The following is a 20,463-nucleotide window of genomic DNA, read 5'->3' as shown; positions in this document are numbered from 1 at the left end:
CCTCGCTCGCTGCACGGCTAGCGCGCGTCGGGACGCAGCGCGCGCGCCGCGTCGCAACCCGCGCGGACCCAGTCGAGCCACTGCGCGAAACCTTCGCCCGAGCGCGCCGACACGCACAGCACCTGAATGCGCGGATTGACGCGGCGCGCGTAATCGAGCGCGGCATCGACGTCGAAATCGAGGTGCGGCAGCAGATCGGTCTTGTTGAGCAGCATGAGGTCGGCGGCGGCGAACATGTCGGGATACTTGAGCGGCTTGTCCTCGCCCTCGGTCACCGACAGCACCACGACCTTGTGCGCCTCGCCCAGATCGAACGACGCCGGACAGACCAGGTTGCCGACGTTTTCGATCAGCAGCAGGCTGTCGTCGAGCGGCGGAAGACGGTCGAGCGCGTGGCCGACCATGTGCGCGTCGAGATGGCAGCCCTTGCCCGTGTTGATCTGCACGGCCGGCGCGCCCGCGGCGCGCACGCGCGCGGCGTCGTTCGAGGTCTGCTGATCGCCTTCGATGACAGCGACGGCGAGTTCGTGCTTGAGCGCTTCGATCGTGCGCACGAGCAGCGAGGTCTTGCCCGATCCGGGGCTCGACACGAGGTTCAGCGCGAACGCGCCGTGCGCGCGCAGACGCGTGCGATTGGCCAGCGCGTAGCGGTCGTTTTCGCGCAGGATGTCCTGCTCCATGCGCACGCGGCGGCCGGGCGCGTGGGCGTGTTCATGCGGATGCGGATGCGACGCGGCGTGCGCGTGCGAATGTGCGTGATCATGCGCGTGATCGTGCGCGTGCTGGTGCGAATGCGCGTGGTCGTGCGCGTGGTCGTGTCCGTGATCGTGCTCATGCGGATGCACATGTTCGTGCTCATGCAGCTGAGCGCCTTCGATACGCACGTTGTCCGGGCCGCAGCCGCAGGTCGTACACATGGTGATGTCCTTTTTCGATGCGTCCGGCGCGAACCGGACGCGTTAGATTCCGCGCGCCGTCGCGCTCAGTCCACGACGATGCCGGCCACGCGCAAGGTGTCGCCGCCGGTCACGGCCAGCTGGTAGCTGCCGCAGGCGGGGCAGGCTTCGCCGCGCCGCGCGAGCGCTACGTCGTGGCCGCAGCGCAGGCAGAACGCGCTGCCCGGCGGCTCGGCGACGTCCACGCGCGCGCCGTGAGCGATGGTGTCGCGCAGCACGACGTCGAGCGCGAAGCGCAGTGCGCCCACGTCGACATTGGCCAACTGGCCGATTTCCAGTTCGAGCGTGCGCACGTGCGAGGCGTGCTGGCGCGCGGCCTCGCGCTCGACGAGGTCCAGAATGCTGTGCGCGATGGCCATTTCATGCATGCGATTGCGCTCCTGTTCCTGTTTGCGTTTCCGATTGCGTGCCTGACTGCGTGTTCTGAACGACGCCGCGCGGCGCGCCACGCTGCACGACGATCTCGTGTGCGACACAGGGATCGAGCAGCAGCGCGAGGCGGGCGGCGCGGCGCAGCGCGTCGTCCCAGCTGCGTTGCGCGAGCGCCTGGCGCAGCAAGGTGGGCGCGTCGAAATTCCATTGCGTGGGCGGCACGATGCGCCACGCGACGATCGCGCCGTCCTCGACGCGCGCCAGATGCACGAGCACGCCACGCGCGCCGCGCGCCCAGCCGACGCCGAGCGTGCCCGCGCGCCAGCCGCCGGAAACGGGCGGCGCGTCGTCGCCGTGCGCGCAGTAGTACGCGAGGCGTTGCAGCCGCGCGATCAGCAGGCCGGACGCGAGATCGGGCATCCACGTGGGCGTCTCCCAGAGATCGGCGTGCGGCGGCGCATCGGCGGCGGCGAATGGCATACCCGGCGCGCCTGGCGCGCCCGCGAGCAGCGCGGCGCCCGCGCGATCGACGTAATGCAGCACGCCCGCCGAGGTGGCGATGCAGGCGCGGTCGGCGTCGCGCAGCAGCGTGTCGAGCCAGCGCGCCGGTACGCGCGTGCGGCGCGCGGCCCACGCGCGCTGGCCGCGGCCGTCGAGCGCGAGCCACTGCGCGGCCTGCATGCCGAACACATGGTCGGCGCACCAGGCGGCGATGGCCGCGTGCGAGTCGAGTTGCGGCCACTGCGCGAGCGTGCCGCCCGCCCAGTGCTCGCCGAGTTCGCCGGGTAGATCGATTAGCCAGCGGCGCAGCGTCTCGCGCGCGGCTTCGAGGCGCACACGCGCGTCGCGTGGCGCGTTGAACGCGCGCAGCGGGCCGGGCTGCGCGGCGGCGAGCGCCCAGTGCGCGGCCGCGCAATGCGCGTGGCGGCACAAGGCGAGCGCGGCGGGCACGAGCGCTTCCGCTTCGGCGACGCGGGCGCCGATCAACAGGCGCTCGACGGGCAGCGGCTGCCATTCGGCGCTCACGTCGCGGACCCATTGGCTGTCGCCGCGCAAGGTCAGCGTGAGAACGTGGCTGCGATTCATGGCCGAAGTCCGAACAGTCTGCGACGGCGCGGATCGGCGAGCGGCGCGGGCGTGGCGTCGGGTGTTGCGTTTTTCGTCGAGTTTGTCGTCGCGCCGGTCGAGGCGTCCGGCTCGAACAGCAGACGTAGCACCTCATGCGCCGTGGCGAGCGCGCTGGCCTGATCGGCGAATTGCTGTGCGGGCGAAAACAGCGAGCACTGCCGATAATCGCCGAGCGTGTCGAGCCGCGCGGGCACGAACGCGAGCGTCGCGCCGGGCAGCGTGACTTCGATGGCGTCCGCGGCGCGCCAGGCGGCGAACGGCGCGTCGTCGGTGGGCAGTTGCAGCAGATTGATGCCCCACGGCGTGACCAGCACGCCGATCCAGCTGGCCTGCCATTCGCGAAAGCCCACGGCCGCCACGGCGAGACGCGGATTCAGATACGGCAGATCGCGCATGCGCGTGGCCGCGATCTGCGTGAACGCGGCTTCGACGCGGCGCGACGGATCGCGCGCGGGATCGGCGGCAGGGGCGGCGGTGGGAGCAGCGGCGGGAGCAGCAGCAAGATCGCGCGCCTGCGTGTGCGCGCGATCGTGCGAAGCGCCGCGAACGACGTCAGGCGCGTTCATCGTCCAGCACCATGAATTGCTCGCGCGCGCCGTCGCAGACGGGGCATTTCCAGTGCGCGGGCAACGCAGCGAACGGCGTGCCGGGCGCGATGTCCCAGACCGGGTCGCCGAGCGCAGGATCGTAGACCCACCAGCAGATCTTGCATTCGAGCCGGCTGGCGGGACGCAGCGCGGCGTCGTTGCCGAGGTAGCTGCCTTCGAACATCAGCGCGGCTCCAGCCATTGCACGATGTCGCGCAGATGCTGCAGCGAATCGCGCAGATCGTCGGGCGCGGCGAGCACGACGTCGGGCGCGCGCGTGATCTCGACGGTGTCGAGCAGCACCTTGTTCGCGCCGTCGAAATAGCGCACGCGCCAGACGTGACGCAGCGCCGTGGCCATCACCATGCACTTGCCGTAACCGGTCGAGAACAGCCCGACGCGCCCTTCGCCGAGCATGCCTTCGAGCCACGCGAGATCCTCGGGGCTCACGGGCAGCAGGCTGAAGTTGATGGTGTGCTGGCCCGCGCCGCCGGTCTGCACGGCGCGCGCATGGACGGCGGCGATTTCGCTGGCGATGGACGGCGCGTTCATCAGCGTGGTCTCGCCGACAGGCGGAATCTGCGCATGCGCCGCACCGCGCGCCGCCGCTTCGAACACGACGGAAGGCGCGGGCGCGATCTCGACGTAGTCGGCGATGCGCTCGCCTTGCGGCCCGACGGTGACCACGCGCCAGACGCCCGCATAGCGCGCTTCCTGGATCTGCACGGTCGCGCCGCCATCGAGCGCGACGCGCGCCGAGACTTCGCCTTCGCCGAGCACCTGCGCGAGCAGGCGATGCGCGTCGGCGTCGAGCGCGTCGAGCGGGAAGCGGATGGCCTCGTGCGGCGACGCGGCGCTTTCGAGCGCGTCGATCATGCCGCGCAGCAGCGCGAGCACGGCGGCGGCGCCGGGCTCGCCCGGTTCGGGGAACTCGGGCGCGCGCCAGGTTTCGACTTCGACGGGCAGCGGCAGGCAGGACCACGCTTCGTCGCCGGGTTGCTGCGGCTGCGAGCCGGGGCCGCTCACGAGCGGCAGGATGGGGATGAAACTGGCGTGGCTCATGGGCGGACTCCTGTCGCGTCGTTCGATGCGCCCGGCAAGCCCGACGGCGCCGCCGAAGCGCACAGCCGCGCGAATGCCTGCACGTATTCGCGCCAGTCGCGCAGGCCTTCGATCGTGCCCGCGAGCGCGCCGAAGTGGAGGAACACCAGCGCGGGCTGGCGCAGCACGCCGAAGCGGCGCGCGAGCGCGGCGGCGGCGGGCGGACAGGCGTAAGCGACCGTGAAGGCGTCGTCGCCGAACTGGCTCAGCAGCTCGGGCAGGATCACGAGCAGGTCGGCGAACTCGGGGCGCTGGGCGGGGTTGTCGAGCGGCAGCAGCACGAGTTGCGCGGTGCGCGCGGCCACGCCGTCGAGCGTGTGTTCGTCGACTTCCACGTAACCGTGGCGCGCGAGGCGTTCGCGCAGCGTGTCGAGGGTCAGGCCGCCGGAAAGCGGAGCGAGCGTCATGATGGTGTGTCCGAGGTGGCCGATGCGTTCGCGCTATCGGCGCGCGCCCGCAGATGCGCGGGCAGTTGCGGCTCGCGGTTCGTGAGATCGGCGAAATAACGGTCGAGGCCCGCCGCCGCGTGCGCGCTGTCGATCTCGCCGCGCGCGATGGCTTCGAGCGCATCGAGCGCCGCGTCGATGTCGCGTGCGCGGTCGGCGTCGATGACCTCGCGCGCCGCGCCGAGGAACGTGAGCACCCACGCGCCCGCGGGCAGCGTGCCGGTGAGTGCGAGGTCGATGGCGCATGCGCCGTGACGCGTCACCGCTTGCGCGACGAGTCCTTCACTGCAGACGATGCGTGCCGGAATGCCCATGCACATCAGACTGTCTCCTGGGGCTGCCAGAAGCGCGTGTCGCCGTCGCGGTTCGCGAGGCGCGCGCTCGGGCGTCCGTTTTCGTAAGCCGCGAGCGCGAGGCTCGCGGCGTTGAGCGGCTCGGCGCGCGAGGCGCAAGCCTCGGCGGACGCCGACCCATCACGCGCGCGCGGCGCCGCGTTCCAGCGTTCGAGGAACCGGCACGCCTGCGCCACGGCGGGCGCGATCTGCGCCTTGACCGCATCGCGCAGGCTGCCGCCGAAGTCGTCGAGTTCGACCGGCTGCACGCCGATCAGCACGATCTCTTGCGGATAGTGGCCCTTGAGCTGCGCGCAGGCGAGCACGTCGGCGAAACCCATCTGATGCAGGCTCATGCGGCGCGCCTGCAGGCACACGGGCACCTCCTCGCCTTCGCGCACGTCGAGCGTGCCGGGTTCGAGCCCGAAGTCGATCGCGTCGAACACGATCAGGCGCTGCGCGGACTCCACGAGCGGCAGCAGCGCGAGCCCCTGGGTGCCGCCATCGACGAGTTCGACGTTCGGCGCGCATGCGTACTGCGCGTTGAGCGCCTCGACGGCGCGCACGCCGAACCCTTCGTCGGCCCACAGCACGTTGCCGATGCCGAGCACGACGATGTGCGGCGCGCTTTGAGCCACGCTTGGCGAATCAGGAATCGAAGCGCGCATGTCAGCTCTTGAACATGCGGAAGCCGCTGATCATCGTCGAGATCATGCTTTGCTTCGACATGATGTCTTCGCGGATGGCCGCGTACACGTGAATCATCACGAACAGCACGATGCTCCACATGCCGAGACGGTGCCAGCCATGCAGCGCGAGACTGTTTTCTCCGACGAGCGAGATGACCCAGCCGAACGTGTACGAGGCCCAGCTTTTCGTGCCGAGACCTTCGCCATAGAGCGCGAAGCCGCTCACGCACATCAGCACGGCGACGACAAAAAAGCCGAACATCGCGAGTTGCCCGAGCGGATTGTGGCCCACGTATTTCTTCGGATAGCGCGCGAGGAACAGATACCAGCGGAACTCGTAGAAGAGTTCGCGCCACCACTGCGGGTCCCAGATGGGCACGAGAAACATCTCGCGCGAGAAGTGATTGCCGAAGAACGCCCAGCACGCGCGGAACACGAGCCCCACGGCGAGCACGTAGCCTGCCGTGAAGTGCGCGAAGCGCAGCCAGCCCATCATGAAATGCGCGCTGGCCTCGCCCGAAAGCGTGGGCAGCACAGGCTTGCCGATCAGAAAGCCGGTGCCGGTGAGCACGATCACGGCGAGCACGGTGAGCCAGTGCCACAGGCGCACGGGCGCCTGGTACACATAGACCGACGTGACGCGCTTGCCTTCGAATTCGGCGGGCGCGTTGCCGTCGAAACCATAGGTCTTGAGTTGCTTTTGCCTGGACATTGCGACCTCGCTTGCGCGCCTTAGCGCACCTGAACGTTGACGAGTTCCTCGCCCGCCGGCCCGATCACGTGCGTCGAGCAGGCGAGACACGGATCGAAGCTATGCAGCGTGCGCAGGATTTCGAGCGGCTCGTCGGGCTTCGCCATCTTCGTGTTCATGAGGCTGGCCTCGAACGCGCCGATCTGGCCTTGCTCGTCGCGCGGCGAACCGTTCCACGTGGTGGGCACGATGCACTGGTAGTTGTCGATCTTCGTGTCGCGGATCTGGATCCAGTGGCCGAGCGCGCCGCGCGGCGCTTCGGTGAAGCCGACGCCCTTGACCTGCGCGGGCCACGACGCGGGCTCCCACTTGTCGACGTTCGCGGTGGCCGTGTCGCCGGCCTTGAGATTGCCGATCAGGCGGTCGAAGAAGTACTTCATCTTCGTGGCGGCCCAGTCGGCTTCGAGCGCGCGCGCGGCCGTGCGGCCGAGCGTGGAATTGAGCGCGGAAACGGGCGCGCCGAGCTTCGCGAGCAGCGCGTCCACCGGCTCGCGGATGTCTGCGCGATTCTGGTGATAGCCGATCAGATAGCGCGCGAGCGGGCCCACTTCCATCGCGTGGCCGCGCCAGCGCGGCGCCTTGATCCACGAATACTTGCCCGATTCGTCGATCTGCTCGATCTTCGTGCGATGGCCTTTGGTCGCGCCGCCCAGTTCGAAATGCGGCTCCGTCACGCCTTCGAACGGATGCAGGCCCTGCTTGCCGTCGGGATAGCGGTACCACGAGTGCGCGACGAACTCCTGCACTTCCTCGGGGTTGTGCAGATCGACGGGCAGAATCTCGTTGAAGTTGCCGTTCACGACGGCGCCGCGCGGCACCAGCAGGCTCTTGTCGCTGTAGTCGTTGGCGTGGTCGGGGAAGTCGCCGTACGAGAGCACCGACTGGCCCGAAATGCCGCCGCCGATCGCCGCCCAGTCCTTGTAGAACGAGGCGATCGCGACGACGTCGGGCAGATACACCTTCTGCACGAATTCGATCGTGCGGTCGATGATCTGCGAAACGAGATTCAGGCGCTCCATGTTGACCGCGCCGACCGCGCCCACGTCGTCGATATTGATCGCGCAGGGCACGCCGCCCACGAGCCAGTTCGGATGCGGATTCTTGCCGCCGAACACCGTATGGACCTTGACGATTTCCTTCTGGAAATCGAGCGCTTCGAGGTAATGCGCGACGGCCATCAGATTCGCTTCGGGCGGCAGCTTGTAGGCCGGATGGCCCCAGTAGCCGTTGCGGAACGGCCCGAGCTGGCCCGAATCGACGAACCGCTTCAGCCGCGATTGCAGATCGCGGAAGTAACCCGGCGACGACAGCGGCCAGTCGGAAATGCTCTGCGCGAGTTCGGAGGTGCGCTTCGGATCGGCGTTGAGCGCGCTCACCACGTCGACCCAGTCGAGCGCGTGCAGGTGATAGAAGTGCACGAGGTGGTCGTGCACCCACAGCGTGGCCTGCATCAGATTGCGAATGAGGTTCGCGTTCTCGGGAATCGCGATGCCGAGCGCGTTCTCCACCGCGCGCACCGAGGTGAGCGCGTGCGTGCCCGTGCACACGCCGCAGATGCGTTCGACGAAGGCCCACGCGTCGCGCGGATCGCGGCCCCGGAGGATGACTTCGAGGCCGCGCCACATCGTGCCCGTGGACACGGCGTTGGTGATGACGTTGTTGCTGTCGAGATTGACCTCGCAGCGCATGTGGCCTTCGATGCGCGTGACCGGGTCGACGATCACGCGTCGGCCGCTGTTGTCGAGCGTGAAGCCCTGGGTTGCGTAGCTCATTGTCGGGGCTCCTGATGATTGTTGTTGTCGTTCGTTTCGTGCAGCGGCTTGAGGTCGTTGCGCTTGAGCACCGTGCTCTTGATCGCGCTGACGACCGCATGCGCCGCGATGGCCGCGCCCGCCACGCCCGCGACGCTCATGCCGATGCGGTCGGCGTTCTGCTCGATCCCGAACTGGTTGATGTCGACCACGCGGTCGTAGAACGAACCCTTGTCCCAGAAGCCGTTTTCCGAGCAGCCCAGACAGCCGTGGCCCGACTGGATCGGGAACGACACGCCGTCGTTCCAGCGCACCGTCGAGCAGGCGTTGTAGGTGGTTGGCCCTTTGCAGCCCATCTTGTAGAGGCAGTAGCCCTTGCGCGCGCCTTCGTCGTCCCAGCTTTCGACGAACTGGCCCGCGTCGAAGTGCGGGCGCCGATAGCATTTGTCGTGGATGCGCTGGCCGTAGAACATCTTCGGACGCCCCTGGCGGTCGAGCGGCGGCAGGCGGTCGAAGGTGACCATGTAGGTGATCACGGCGGCCATCACTTCGGGGATCGGCGGGCAGCCCGGCACCTTGACGATGGGCTTGTCGAGGATCACGTCGGCGATCGGCGTGGCGCGCGTGGGATTGGGCTTGGCCGCCTGCACGCAGCCCCACGAGGCGCACGCGCCCCAGGCGATCACGGCCTTGGCGTCGGCGCTCACGCGCTTGAGCTTTTCGACGAAGGGCTCGCCGCCGGGGAAGCAGAACATGCCGTCTTCGTTGAGCGGCGGATTGCCTTCCACGGCGACGATGTAATTGCCCTTGTACTTCGTGCGGATGTCTTCGAGGATGGCCTCGGCCTGGTGGCCGGCGGCGGCCATGATCGTGTCGTCGTAGTCGAGCGAGATCATGGAGAGAATCGCGTCCTTCGCGAGCGGGTGCGCGCTGCGGATGAACGATTCGGTGCAGCACGTGCATTCGAGCCCGTGCAGCCAGATGACCGGCGTGCGCGGCCGCGTTTCGAGCGCGTGCGCGATGCGCGGCACGAACGCCGAACCGAGCCCGAGCGCGGTGGCCGTGAGGCTGCAGAACTTCAGGAAGCTGCGCCGCGTCACACCCTGTGCGCGCATGGCGTCGTAGAACGTCTCCAAGATGGCCTCCTTTGATTGACCTTGTGGGCTGCGAAAAACTGGAATCATCTGGCTTGGATGCCCATCTTGTTTTGACGAGCATCAATTCAGAATGGCTATCGGATAATTCCGATGCGTGCGGGCTTATTCGGCGGCAAGCCGCGTTGCTGCACTGTCAGAAAACATCAGGAATGGCGGGCGGGCGCGCGCGAGGCGGACGCGCCCGAGCGCGCGCGAAAGAGCGCCATCGACGCGAGCCAGCCGACGGCGAACAGGCCGACGACCACGAAGCCGCCGAGGCCCAACTGGTCGCCGAGCGTGTCGACGACGCGCCAGCCGCCGCCTTCGAGATGCAGCCGCTGGCCGATCAGCGACAGCGCCTCGATGCCGCCCACGACGATCGCCACGACGACCGAGAGCGCGGTCATCGCGAGGTTGTAGCGCAGCTTGCGCAGCGGATCGTCGAGCGCCCAGCCGTAGGCGCCGAGCATGAGCAGGCTGTCGGTGGTGTCGGCGAGCGTCATGCCGGCCGTGAACAGCGCGGGGAACACGAGGATCGACCAGATCGGCAGGTTTTGCGTGGCGCTCGCGGCGGCGATGCCGAGCAGGCCGATTTCGCTCGCCGTGTCGAAGCCGAGACCGAACAGGAAGCCGAGGAAATACATGTGCCAGCCGCGCGTGACGAGGCGCATGAGCGGGCGCAGCAGCCGTGCGAGCAGGCCGCGGCCCGCGAGCAGGACGTCGAGATCGGCTTCGCTCCAGGCTTCGCCGCGCCGCACGCGCCGGTAGGTGCGCAACACCGAACGCAGGATCAGCAGATTGAGCAGCGCGATTGCGAACAGAAACGCCGCCGAGACGCAGGTGCCGATCAGCGCGCCGGTGTCGCGAAATTTTTCCAGCGGCCCCTGGAACGAGGCCGCCGTAGCGGCGATGACGATGGTTGCGATTACAACGATCGTCGAGTGGCCGAGCGAGAACGCAAGGCCGACTTCGAGTGGACGCTGCCCGGCCTGCATGAGCTTGCGCGTGACGTTGTCGATGGCGGCGATGTGATCGGCGTCGAAAGCGTGACGCAGGCCCAGCGACCACGCGAGCAGACTCGTGCCGAGCAGCGCCGGATGATCGCGGAACACGCAGATGGCCCACAGCCACGCACCCGTATTCAGGGCCAGCAGAAAGGCGTAGATGGCGGCGATCTTGCGGCGCAAGGGCGGGGCGGAGGCGGGCGTCATGAAGCGGTGCTCGGGCTGGTGCGTGGCGCCTGGCGCGCGTGCGGGTCGGCGCTCAGGCGAAATTGAGCGCGCACGGTAACAGCATCGAGTTATTGGGGGCGCGGGTTTTGCGCGGGGGTTGATCGGGCGCAAGGGGGAGGGGCGTGAGCGCGATGGCTTGCCCAGATGCCCACATAGTTGCGGCTTCCTGATCGTCACGCTTTGCGATTGCCACGACCATGCTCACATCGCCGATCCACCTTTGCATCGTCCAGCCCGGCGGAAACGTCCACGCGCTGGGTTTCCTCGATCAGGCGCGCTTCTTTCGTCATCAGTTCAGGCGCCTGGGCGCGCAGGTGAGCCTCGGGAAGAACCGGTTGCGGCACGATGCGCTTAACTTCGTTTTCGGCGCGCATGCCGGGTTCGAGACGGGGCTCACGGAGCGCTTTCGCTGTGTGTTCGTGAATCTGGAGCAGTTGGGCGAGGGCGGCTCGCGGGTGTCGCAGGCGTATTTGCAGCTGCTGGCGGCGTCGATGGTGGTCGATTACGACGCGGCCAACGTAGCGGCTTATCGCAAAGACGCGGATGTCGCGATCGTGTCGTTCGGTCACGCGCCGTATCTGTCGCGCGAGCCCGTCATGCCGATCGAGGAGCGTCCCGTCGATCTGCTGTTTTTCGGCAGCATGAACGAGCGGCGCATGGCCATGCTCCAGCAGATCGAGGCCGGCGGATGCCGTGTCGCCGTGCTGCCGTACGGCATCTTCGGCCCGGAGCGCGACGTGGAAATCCGGCGCGCGAAAGCCGTGTTCAATTGCCATTTCTACGAGAGCGCGCGCTTCGAACAGGCACGCGTGTTCCAGTGTCTGTCGCTGGGGACGCCGGTGATCAGCGAACGCTCGGCGCGCGCCGCGCCGCCGCAGCAATTCGAGGACAGTGTGTTTTGGGTTGCGCCCGATGCGATCAAGCCGTTTTTCGAGCGCGATTTTCGCGCGCCGGAATTCGCGGATGCGGCGCGTGCGAAGCTGCGGAATTTCACATCACACGATGTGCTCGATCAGTACGCCGAGGTGCTTGCTCGGGCTGAGCGCCACTTCGCGACGCGAACCGGGGCCAGCACGCCGTGGCGGCCCGAGCGTTTGCATATCGGTTCGGGCAAGGACTATATGCCGGGCTGGTTCAACGTCGATATTCTCGAACAGGCGCAACCGGATGCGCTGCTTGATCTGTCCGCGCCGCTCGAACTGCCTGCGCGTATCGATTGCGCGACGGTCGGCCCGGTGGAGTTGTGCGCGGATTCGTTGTCGTTCATCTACGCGAATAACGTGCTCGAACACGTTGGCGATCTGCCGCGGCTCATGACGAACTGTTTGCACTTGTTGAAGCACGGTGCGCAGATGTTGATCGAGGTGCCTTATGAAAAGGCGCTCGCCGCGTGGCAGGACCCGACACACGTGCGCGCGTTCAATGAGCGGTCATGGATCTACTACGCGGAGTGGTTCTGGTATCTCGGCTGGTTCGAGTCGCGGTTCACGGTGGTGAGCCTGGAGTATCTCGATGAGCGCAACGCGATCGTGGAGCGTGAGCAGGCGAGTTTCATGCGCGTGCGCCTGGAGAAAGTGGCGACGAGCGCCGTCGAGCGAACGATTGCGCGAGCGATGCGGGCGGATTTTGGTGGGGTGGAGGAGGATGGCGAGGGGGAGTATTGAAAGGGCGGATTAGCTTGGGGGAAGCGCAGCCCCACCGCAGCACACAAAGTTCTCCACAGTTTTCGTTGATAGCCCTGTGAGTAACCTTTGGGTGACTTGGCCAACTCGCTGATCCGACTGAGTTTTTTAAAGCGATGCCAGGATTTGGCACACAGCACACACTGACCAGAAAACAGGCACCTGGTTGTCCACAGAAATTGTTGGCAGCCCTGTGGACAAGCTGTCCGCATCTTCGCCAGGGCCTTGATCCTTAAGCCGTTCTTCAAAACGGCCACGAAGCAGGCCACGAAGCAGGCCGATTTTTATGCTGACCTAAGTCACGCTCAAAGTAGGAACTCGCGCGCTTTGACAATTGCTGACGCATTCCGAAACGAATCTCCGCTAGATTCGCTCGATTCGCCGTGACAATCCGGCCAGCGCCGCGAAGCGCCTCCGCATTCAAACCTTGGAGTTCCGAAGTGATCCGCATGTCCAACCTGATCCGCACCCTGTGCGTGACCGCTTTCACCTCCGTGGCGGTCAGCACCGCGCTGCCCACGCTCACGCACGCGGCGGGCGAACCCTCCGCCGCGTCGTCGTCGGCGCTGCCTGCCGGGGCGATTGCCGTCGTCAACGGCGTGGCCATTCCGCAGTCGGCGCTCGACGAGCTTGCACGCAAGGTCGCCGCCAATGGCGCGCCCGACGCGCCGCAACTGCGCGTTGCCTTGCGCGATGGCCTGATCGCGCGCGAGCTGCTGCGTCAGCAGGCCGTGCACGACCATTTCGACACGCGTCCCGAAGTCGCTCAGGCCGCCGAAGGCGAGAAGACCGACGTCGCGGTCCGCGCGTGGCTGGAAGCGAACGTGCACCCGGCTGAGCCGACCGAGCGCCAGATCAAGGCGCGCTACGACGCCGTGAACGCGGAACTCGGCCAGAACGAGTTCAAGCCGCAACTGATCGTCGTCGCCGATCAGGCCGCCGCGCAGAACGTGATCGCGCAGTCGAAGGCGGGGCAGGCATTCGACGCGCTCGCACGTCAGTACAGCGTGGCGCCGTCGAAGGCGAACGGCGGCCAGATGCCGTGGGTGAGCTTCAAGACGCCCGTGGTCGACGGCAAGACGCGCGGCGTGCCGACCGAAGTCGCGCAGGCCATCTCGCAATTGCAGGTGGGCGGTGTCGCGCCGCAACCGGTCAAGTCGGGCGACGCGTGGGTCGTCGTCAAGCTGCAGGACAAGCGTCCGATGAAGGTGCAGAGCTACGCCGAGGTGAAGGAGGAAATCCGCCGTCAACTGAAGGCCGAGTCGCTGGACGCTGCGGTGAACCAGCGCGTGCAGGCGCTCGCGAGCCGCGCGACGATCGTGCGCTAAGGCGCGAGTCGCGAAGCGGCGTGCTTCGCATCGAATAAAAAAGCCGGACGGCGCATCGCGCACCGTCCGGCTTTTTTCGTTTCAGCAGGCGCGCATTCAAGCGCACCTGAGCGCACCTAAGCTCACCTAAGCGCCGTTATCCCCGCACCTTGAACACGCTCACGAGTTCCGCGAGGGTCGCGGCCTGCTCGGAGAGCGCGGCGGCGGCGCGTTCGGCGTCGCCGACCAGCACGGCATTTTGCTGCGTGGCTTCGCCGATCTGCGAGACGGCGATATTCACCTGCTCGATGCCGCCCGACTGCTCGCGCGACGCCACGCTGATCTCGGCGATGATCGAGCGCACTTCCTCCACGCGCGTGACGATGTCGCGCATCGTCGTGCTCGCTTCGCCCGCGATGCGGTAGCCAGTATCGACGGTCGAGGTCGATTCGGTGATCAGTTCGGCGATCTCCTTGGCGGCGGCCGCGCTGCGCTGCGCGAGCGCGCGCACTTCGCTCGCCACCACGGCGAAGCCCTTGCCGTGCTCGCCCGCGCGCGCGGCTTCGACGGCGGCGTTCAGCGCGAGGATATTGGTCTGGAACGCGATGCCGTCGATCACGCTCGTGATGTCGCCGATCTTCTGCGAGGCGCGGCTGATGTCCTGCATCGTCGCGACCACGCGTTCGACGGCGCGGCCGCCTTCGAGCGCGGCGTCGGCGGCGCCCGTCACCACGGTGTTGGCGCGTTGCGCGTGATCGGCGTTCTGCTGCACGGTCGAGGTGATTTCTTCCATGCTCGCCGCCGTTTCTTCGAGGCTGCTCGCCTGGCTCGCGATCCGTTCGGCGATTTCGCCGCTGCCTTGCGCGATGCGCGAGGTGCCGTCGCTCATCTGCGCGCTTGCGCTGCGCACCTGCGACACGATTTGCGCGAGGCCCACGCCGATGCCGTCGATCGCGCGCGTGAGGCGGCCGATTTCGTCGGCGCCTTGCGTTTGCGAGTCGTCGTGCGCCACGGATGAAGCATGCGTCGATTGCGTGCCGCGCGAATCGAGCGATGCGCCGATGCGCACCGTGAGGTCGCCCGCCGCGAGACGGCCCGCGGCGTGCGCGGCGGCGTCGAGCGGCTGGCTCACCATGCGGCGCGCCGCGTAGATCGAGAGCGCGGCGAACAGCACCACGAGCACGAAGCCGATCGCGGCGAAGCGGTTACGCGTGGCGTTCACCTCGGCCATGATCTCGTCGCGCGGCACCACGCCGCCCACCAGCCATTGCCATTGCGGCGCGCTCACGAACGAGACCAGTTTCGCGCGCGAGTCGCGCTCGCCGAGCGAGGCGTCGGCGCCGGTGAACTCGAACGTGCCTTCGCCCGCGTCGAGCATGCGCGTGTACGGCGCGTTGGCGTCGTCGTAATGCTTGCCCGCGTCGGCGGGATGCACGAGGAAATTGCCGCGCGTGGCGCCGTTCGACGCATCCAGCACGAAGTAATAGCCGGTTTCGCCGAGCTTGAGCTTGCCGATTTCCGACTTGATCGCATCGATCTGCTTGTCGACGTCGACGCCCACGAACAACGCGCCGATCACCTTGCCGCTCGCATCCGTGATCGGCCGGTATTCGGTGATGTACTGCTTCCCGAACAGCTGCGCGAGGCCCGCGAAGCTGCGCCCGCCGACGATCGGCTCGTAAGCCGGGCCTTTGCGGTCGAGCAGCGTGCCAATCGCGCGCGAGCCGTCCTGCTTTTTCAGCGAGGTCGTCACGCGCACGAAGTCGTCGCCGCTGCGCGCGAACACGGTCGCGATGGCGCCGCTGCGCGCGAGGAATTGATCGGGAATCGAAAAGTCGAGGTTCAGCACATGGTCGCCGACCTTGAAAGTCGGCGTGGCCTTGCCGTTGATGTCGACGGTCTGGGTGGGATCGAGCGCGAACTCGCCGGGCAGGAAGCTCGCAAAGAGCGACATCGAGCGGTCGACTTCGGCGTCGAGCGCGCTGTCGATGAGGGCGATCGTCGAGGCGACCGAACGGTCCTTCTCGGCGATGCGCGCGCGCACCTGGTCGCCGACCTGCGTGGCGGCGCTGTGAGTGAGCGCCCACGTGAAGGCCGCGAAGATCGCCGCGACGAGCACGCACGAACGCAGCGCGAGCCGCACGCCGACGCTCGTGCGTCGCTGGACGGATGGAATCATTGAAGCGGTTCCTGAAAAGAATAAAGCGGAGGGACCGGGCGCTTTCGAAGCGCTGGCAAACGATTTACGGCCAGCTTTTTGAATCCTTGAGGGGTGAGCGAAAAAATGCACGCGCGCGCAACGAAAATCGGCGTGGAGAGCAGGAAATGCGCGGGAAAAGCGCGATTTTTGCGTTATATCTTCAGATGAATAACGCGCCGCACTGCGCGTGCACAATGCATTTGTCGCAATAATCGCGCGTTAGCGCGGCGTTAGCACGCAACCGCGAATACTTCGCACACGAAAATAACGCATTGCAATCTGTGCAATAAATGGGAAAGCGAAATAGTGGGACGAAAAAAAGCGCGCGACGGCGGTGGCCATCGCGCGCTTGACTGGAAGAGGTGAGCGCTTGGGGAAGCGGGGCGCTTCAGCGTCTGTCGCGCCAGGTTCGCAGCAGCAGCGCGTTGGTCACCACGCTCACGCTGGAGAACGCCATCGCCGCGCCCGCGAGCATCGGATTGAGCAGGCCGAAGGCGGCGAGCGGAATCCCGATCAGGTTGTAGATGAACGCCCAGAAGAGGTTCTGCTGGATCTTGCGCCACGTGCGCCGCGAGATGTCGATGGCGGCGGCCACGAGCGCCGGATCGCCGCGCATCAGCGTGATGCCCGCCGCGTTCATCGCCACGTCGGTGCCCGTCGCCATGGCGATGCCGATGTCGGCGGCGGCTAGCGCGGGTGCGTCGTTGATGCCGTCGCCGGCCATCGCGACGATCGAGCCGGTGCGGATCTTGAGGTCGCGGATCGTGCGCGCCTTGTCGTCGGGCAGCACCTGCGCGTGGACTTCGTCGATGCCGAGTTCCGCCGCGACGGCTTGCGCGCTGCCCGCGTTGTCGCCGGTCACGAGCACGCTGCGGATGCCCATCGACTTCAGACGCGCGATGGCGTCGCGCGCGGTCGGCTTCACGGTGTCGCCGAATGCGAGCAGGGCGAGCACGGTGTCGGGTTGTGCGTTCGGTTGTGCATCGGGCTGTGCAGCGGAACGCGTCCCGATCAACCACGAAATCGTGTTGCCTTCGGCCTCCAGCGACCTGGCGCGCGCCGCGAGCGCGGACGGCACGTCGAGCGCGAGTTCCGCGACCCAGCGCGCGCTGCCGATCGCGAGCCGCCAGTCTTCGACCTGCGCCTGCACGCCGCGACCGGGCACCGCGCGCGCCTCGGCGGCGGCGGGCAGCGGCGCGCCTTGCGAGGCGTCGGCGTAAGCCTTCACGACGGCCTTCGCGAGCGGATGATCGCTGTGCTGCTGCACGGCGGCGGCGAGCGCGAGCGCCTCGTCGCGCGCGAAGCCGGCGGCCGGTTCGAACGCCGTGAGCGACGGCTGGCCGAGCGTGAGCGTGCCGGTCTTGTCGAACGCGACCACGCCGACGTTGTGAGCCGTTTCGAGCGATTCGGCGTCCTTGATCAGCACGCCGTGGCGCGCCGCGACGCCGGTGCCCGCCATGATCGCGGCGGGCGTGGCGAGCCCGAGCGCGCACGGACAGGCGATCACAAGCACGGCCACGGCGTTGAGAATCGCGGTTTCGGCGGAAGCGCCCGCGAGCAGCCAGCCGCCCAGCGTGATCGCGGCGATCACGAGGATCGCGGGCACGAACACGGCGCTCACGCGGTCGACGAGACGCTGGATCGGCGCTTTCTCCGCCTGCGCGCTTTCCACGAGGCGGATGATGCGCGCGAGCGTGGTTTCCGCGCCGATCTTCGTCGTGCGCACCGCGATCAGCCCTTCGCCGTTGATCGAACCGGCGGTGACGGGATTGCCCGGCTCCTTCGGCACCGGCAGGCTTTCGCCGGTGATCAGCGATTCGTCGATATGGCTGCGGCCTTCGAGCACGACGCCGTCGGTCGGCAGACGCTCGCCGGGCCGCACGACCACGATCGCGCCGACGCGCACCTGCGCGAGCGGCACCTCGCGCTCCGCGCCGTTCTCGCGCAGACGCGCGCGCTCGGGGCGCAGCGCGTTGAGGGCGCGGATGGCGTCGGTGGTCTGGCGCTTGGCGCGCGCTTCGAGCCACTTGCCGAAGCGCACCAGCGTGATCACGACCGCCGACGCCTCGAAGTAGAGATGCGCGGTCTCGCCGGGATGCGCGAGCATCGCGTAGACGCTCACGCCCCACGCGGCCGAGGTGCCGAGCGCGACCAGCAGATCCATGTTGCCCGCGCCCGCGCGCACGGCCTTCCAGGCGGCGCGGTAGAAGCGCGCGCCGAAGCCGAATTGGACGATCGACGCGAGCACGAACTGGGCGGCGGCGGGCAGCATCCCGTGCAGGCCGAGCCAGTGGCCGAACATCGGCACGACGAGCGGCGCGGTGAGCACGGCGGCGATCAGCACGGCGCGCAGTTCGCGGCGCGCGGCGTCCTCGGCGGCGGCGGCGCGCGACGGGGCGCCGCCGTGGGCGGGGGAGTCCGTGGCGGCATCGGCGGCTGAGCCGGCGGGCGCGTCCTTGATGATCGGCGTGGCCTCGTAACCGGCCTTTTTTACGACGGCGACGAGTTGGTCGCTCAGTTCGCCGGACAGCGGCCCGTTCAGCGTGACGGCGGCCTCCTCGGTCGCGAGATTCACGCTGACGCTGGCCACGCCGGGCACTTTGGCGAGCACTTTCTCGACGCGGTTCGAGCACGCGGCGCAGGTCATGCCGCCGATGGCGAAATGCGCGGTGGCGGGGGAGTCGGAGGGGGCGTCTTCGCCGGGGACAGGCGCGGCTTCGTAGCCGGCCTTTTCGACGGCGGCGACCAGGCGGTCGACGAAAGACGAGGACGCGGCGGCGTCGGCATCGGCATCGGCATCGGCGTCGGCCGTGGCTTCGACGGTGGCCTTTTCCGTCGCGAGATTCACCGACGCGCGCGTGACGCCCGGCACTTTCGCCAGCGCTTTTTCGACACGCATCGCGCACGAGGCGCAGGTCATGCCGTGGATTTCAAGCTCGGCGACGCGGCTGGCGGCGGCGGTGTCGGCAACGAGAGGTTCGTTCATGATGGTGGGGCGCGAACACGATGACGCGCAATAACGATTCGACCTGACGCAGTATCTACGTTCCCATGATGGGAAGGTCAAGGGGGCGATTTTGCCGCACGGCGCGCGTTTTGGCGCCAGTTCGCCGCCCGCCAATCCCCCCACGCCCCACAAAGCATATTTACGTCCGTCAGACTTTTCACGGCAAGGCGCGGGCGATACGATACCACCCGGCGGCATGGCACCCTGCTGCGCGCACGAGACCACGGCCCTTGGGGGGGCCGCGCGCCGCGTCGGAAGCCGGTCGACGTCACTTCATGGACCGCCCCTGCTTCGCACCTATATCTACAAATGAAAAGAAAACGCCGAGAGTTTCCCTTTATCCGCACCTGCGCCGCGTTGGCGGGGATCGCGCTGATTGCCGGTTGCGCCTCCGCGCCCGCGGGCGTCGCGCCCAAGAGCAACGGCTGGGTCAAGGACGAGGTGTCGGATTCCTACGTGTTCGGCTATCCGCTCGTCCTGATGGACGTCTCGCGCGAAGCCGCCACCGGCAGCGCGCCCGGCCAGGCCGCGCCGAACACGCTGCGCCACGCGCAATCGCTGCCGCCCGTCGGCGCCTCCAGCCCGCCCGAACCGAATCTCGACACGCTGGCCTCGTCCGGCTGGTTCGACGTGAGCCGCGAGCCGGTGATCGTCGCGCTGCCCGACACGCACGGCCGCTATATGGATGCCCGCGCGCTCGACATGTGGACCAATGTCGTCTGGTCGACGGCTGCGCCGCCGAAGGAGCGCGTCGCCGGTCAGAAGGCGCAAACGATTGCGTTCGTGCCCGCCGGCTGGCAAGGCACGCTGCCCGCGCGCGTGAAGCGCATCGAAGTGAGCACGCGCTACGTGTGGTTCCTCGCGCGCATCCAGACGCGCGGCGGCGGCGATCTCGCGGCGGTGCGCCGTCTGCAACATGGCATCCGCGTGGCGCCGCTGTCGGCCTGGGACGAACGCGGTAAGCGCGGCGCGCAAGCCGACGCCGACGCGGGCGCTGGCCTGAGCGGCGATCCGGTCGCCACGGGCACGCCGGGCGCGCAGGTCGCGGCGCTCGATGCAAACGGTTTCTTCACGCGTCTCGCGCAGGCGATCGACGACAACCCGTCGATGCCCGACGATCCGCACGCGATCAAGATTCTCGGTGACATCGGCGTGCACGCGGGCGAGACGGCGCAGCTGCCGTCGGGCTCGAAGGACGCCGCGCTCGTGGCGGCGGGCTTCGCGGACGGCCGCACGCGCGTCGCCACGCCGCCCGCGAATCTGCTGGCGGGCAACGGCTGGCTCTGGATCGGCGACGACTCGGGCAACTACGGTCCCGACTACGCCCTGCGCGCCTACGCGGCTTACACGTCGCCGGGCCTGCCGACGAGCCTCGACGAAGTGCGCGCGCGCGTCGCCCAGGACAGCGACGGCCACGCGCTCAACGGCGCGAACCGCTACGTGATCCACTTCACGGCGAAGCAGTTGCCGCCGGTGCGCGGCTTCTGGTCGATCACGGCCTACACGACGGACGGCGCGCTCGACGGCGACGGCCCGGTGCGCGTCGCGTTCGGCGACCGCAACGGCGCGCGCCGCAACCGCGACGGCTCGCTCGACGTCCACGTGAGCGCCGAGCGTCCGCGCGGCGGCGTCAACTGGGTGCCGGTGCCGAAGGGCGATTTCCGCCTCGTGCTGCGCCTCTACGCACCGAAGCCGCAAGCGACCGACGGCTCGTGGCAGCCGCCCGCGGTCGAGCGTCAGTGACCTGTCAGTGACCTTCGCGAGTCGATGACTCGCGCATGAAACG

The 20,463-nt window shown here is 67.9% G+C and carries 19 protein-coding genes; 3 read left to right on the top strand and 16 right to left on the bottom strand.

Annotation, left to right across the window (positions count from 1 at the left end):
- Positions 1-17 precede the first annotated feature (17 nt).
- The 14 genes from hypB to U4Y88_RS30220 form a co-directional block, all read right to left on the bottom strand.
- Entirely contained in the window at positions 18-917 is a 900-nt protein-coding gene (gene hypB / locus U4Y88_RS30285) for a hydrogenase nickel incorporation protein HypB (protein WP_321788454.1), read from the bottom strand.
- Positions 918-982: 65 nt separating this feature from the next.
- Positions 983-1,324, bottom strand: coding sequence for a hydrogenase maturation nickel metallochaperone HypA (gene hypA / locus U4Y88_RS30280; RefSeq protein ID WP_224005370.1), 342 nt, complete (start codon positions 1,322-1,324; stop codon positions 983-985).
- Positions 1,317-2,414 (bottom strand): HupK protein, encoded by a 1,098-nt coding sequence (locus tag U4Y88_RS30275; protein WP_321788452.1) that lies wholly within the window; start codon positions 2,412-2,414, stop codon positions 1,317-1,319. The genes hypA and U4Y88_RS30275 overlap by 8 nt, the downstream gene beginning before the upstream one ends.
- Positions 2,411-3,022 carry a [NiFe]-hydrogenase assembly chaperone HybE gene (hybE, locus tag U4Y88_RS30270; protein ID WP_321788451.1) on the bottom strand — a complete coding sequence of 204 codons (612 nt, stop codon included), beginning with the start codon at positions 3,020-3,022 and terminating at the stop codon, positions 2,411-2,413. Before hybE ends, U4Y88_RS30275 begins: the two co-directional genes overlap by 4 nt.
- Positions 3,009-3,227, bottom strand: a complete 219-nt coding sequence (locus U4Y88_RS30265; protein ID WP_321788449.1) for a rubredoxin — start codon at positions 3,225-3,227, stop codon at positions 3,009-3,011. Before U4Y88_RS30265 ends, hybE begins: the two co-directional genes overlap by 14 nt.
- Complete coding sequence (locus U4Y88_RS30260) at positions 3,227-4,105, bottom strand: hydrogenase expression/formation protein (RefSeq protein WP_321788448.1); 879 nt, start codon at positions 4,103-4,105, stop codon at positions 3,227-3,229. Before U4Y88_RS30260 ends, U4Y88_RS30265 begins: the two co-directional genes overlap by 1 nt.
- Positions 4,102-4,551: a hydrogenase gene (locus U4Y88_RS30255; protein WP_321788446.1), complete on the bottom strand. Its 450-nt coding sequence runs from the start codon at positions 4,549-4,551 to the stop codon at positions 4,102-4,104. The genes U4Y88_RS30260 and U4Y88_RS30255 overlap by 4 nt, the downstream gene beginning before the upstream one ends.
- On the bottom strand, positions 4,548-4,904 hold the full coding sequence (locus U4Y88_RS30250) for a HypC/HybG/HupF family hydrogenase formation chaperone (RefSeq protein ID WP_224005396.1): 357 nt from the start codon (positions 4,902-4,904) through the stop codon (positions 4,548-4,550). Before U4Y88_RS30250 ends, U4Y88_RS30255 begins: the two co-directional genes overlap by 4 nt.
- 5 nt (positions 4,905-4,909) lie before the next feature.
- On the bottom strand, positions 4,910-5,590 hold the full coding sequence (locus tag U4Y88_RS30245) for a HyaD/HybD family hydrogenase maturation endopeptidase (RefSeq protein WP_321788444.1): 681 nt from the start codon (positions 5,588-5,590) through the stop codon (positions 4,910-4,912).
- A 1-nt stretch (position 5,591) separates the two neighbouring features.
- Positions 5,592-6,323, bottom strand: a complete 732-nt coding sequence (gene cybH / locus U4Y88_RS30240) for a Ni/Fe-hydrogenase, b-type cytochrome subunit (RefSeq protein WP_321788443.1) — start codon at positions 6,321-6,323, stop codon at positions 5,592-5,594.
- 20 nt (positions 6,324-6,343) lie between these two features.
- The gene (locus tag U4Y88_RS30235; protein WP_224005405.1) at positions 6,344-8,134 is read right to left on the bottom strand and encodes a nickel-dependent hydrogenase large subunit; all 1,791 of its coding nucleotides are present in this window, start codon (positions 8,132-8,134) and stop codon (positions 6,344-6,346) included.
- Complete coding sequence (locus tag U4Y88_RS30230) at positions 8,131-9,249, bottom strand: hydrogenase small subunit (RefSeq protein WP_290371056.1); 1,119 nt, start codon at positions 9,247-9,249, stop codon at positions 8,131-8,133. Before U4Y88_RS30230 ends, U4Y88_RS30235 begins: the two co-directional genes overlap by 4 nt.
- 164 nt (positions 9,250-9,413) lie before the next feature.
- Positions 9,414-10,460: a HoxN/HupN/NixA family nickel/cobalt transporter gene (locus tag U4Y88_RS30225; protein WP_321788441.1), complete on the bottom strand. Its 1,047-nt coding sequence runs from the start codon at positions 10,458-10,460 to the stop codon at positions 9,414-9,416.
- Positions 10,461-10,654: 194 nt separating this feature from the next.
- Positions 10,655-10,855 (bottom strand): hypothetical protein, encoded by a 201-nt coding sequence (locus tag U4Y88_RS30220; RefSeq protein WP_321788440.1) that lies wholly within the window; start codon positions 10,853-10,855, stop codon positions 10,655-10,657.
- 39 nt (positions 10,856-10,894) lie between these two features.
- Here U4Y88_RS30220 and U4Y88_RS30215 point away from each other — a divergent pair, with 39 nt between their 5' ends.
- Entirely contained in the window at positions 10,895-12,145 is a 1,251-nt protein-coding gene (locus U4Y88_RS30215; RefSeq protein ID WP_321788439.1) for a methyltransferase domain-containing protein, read from the top strand.
- Between the two features lie 467 nt (positions 12,146-12,612).
- On the top strand, positions 12,613-13,491 hold the full coding sequence (locus U4Y88_RS30210; RefSeq protein ID WP_321788437.1) for a peptidylprolyl isomerase: 879 nt from the start codon (positions 12,613-12,615) through the stop codon (positions 13,489-13,491).
- 136 nt (positions 13,492-13,627) lie between these two features.
- Here U4Y88_RS30210 and U4Y88_RS30205 read toward each other — a convergent pair whose 3' ends face one another.
- The gene (locus tag U4Y88_RS30205; RefSeq protein WP_321788435.1) at positions 13,628-15,649 is read right to left on the bottom strand and encodes a Cache 3/Cache 2 fusion domain-containing protein; all 2,022 of its coding nucleotides are present in this window, start codon (positions 15,647-15,649) and stop codon (positions 13,628-13,630) included.
- Between the two features lie 409 nt (positions 15,650-16,058).
- Positions 16,059-18,656 (bottom strand): heavy metal translocating P-type ATPase, encoded by a 2,598-nt coding sequence (locus U4Y88_RS30200; RefSeq protein ID WP_321788433.1) that lies wholly within the window; start codon positions 18,654-18,656, stop codon positions 16,059-16,061.
- A 330-nt stretch (positions 18,657-18,986) separates the two neighbouring features.
- Between U4Y88_RS30200 and U4Y88_RS30195 the strand changes: the two genes are divergently transcribed.
- Positions 18,987-20,420 (top strand): DUF1254 domain-containing protein, encoded by a 1,434-nt coding sequence (locus U4Y88_RS30195; protein WP_321788431.1) that lies wholly within the window; start codon positions 18,987-18,989, stop codon positions 20,418-20,420.
- Positions 20,421-20,463: the final 43 nt, after the last annotated feature.

Origin of the sequence: Paraburkholderia sp. J94 (assembly GCF_905220285.1) — a bacterium.
Classification (GTDB): domain Bacteria; phylum Pseudomonadota; class Gammaproteobacteria; order Burkholderiales; family Burkholderiaceae; genus Paraburkholderia; species Paraburkholderia tropica_A.
The sequence above is the reverse complement of the archived record's forward strand: the minus strand, read 5'-3'. Positions and strand labels throughout refer to the sequence as shown.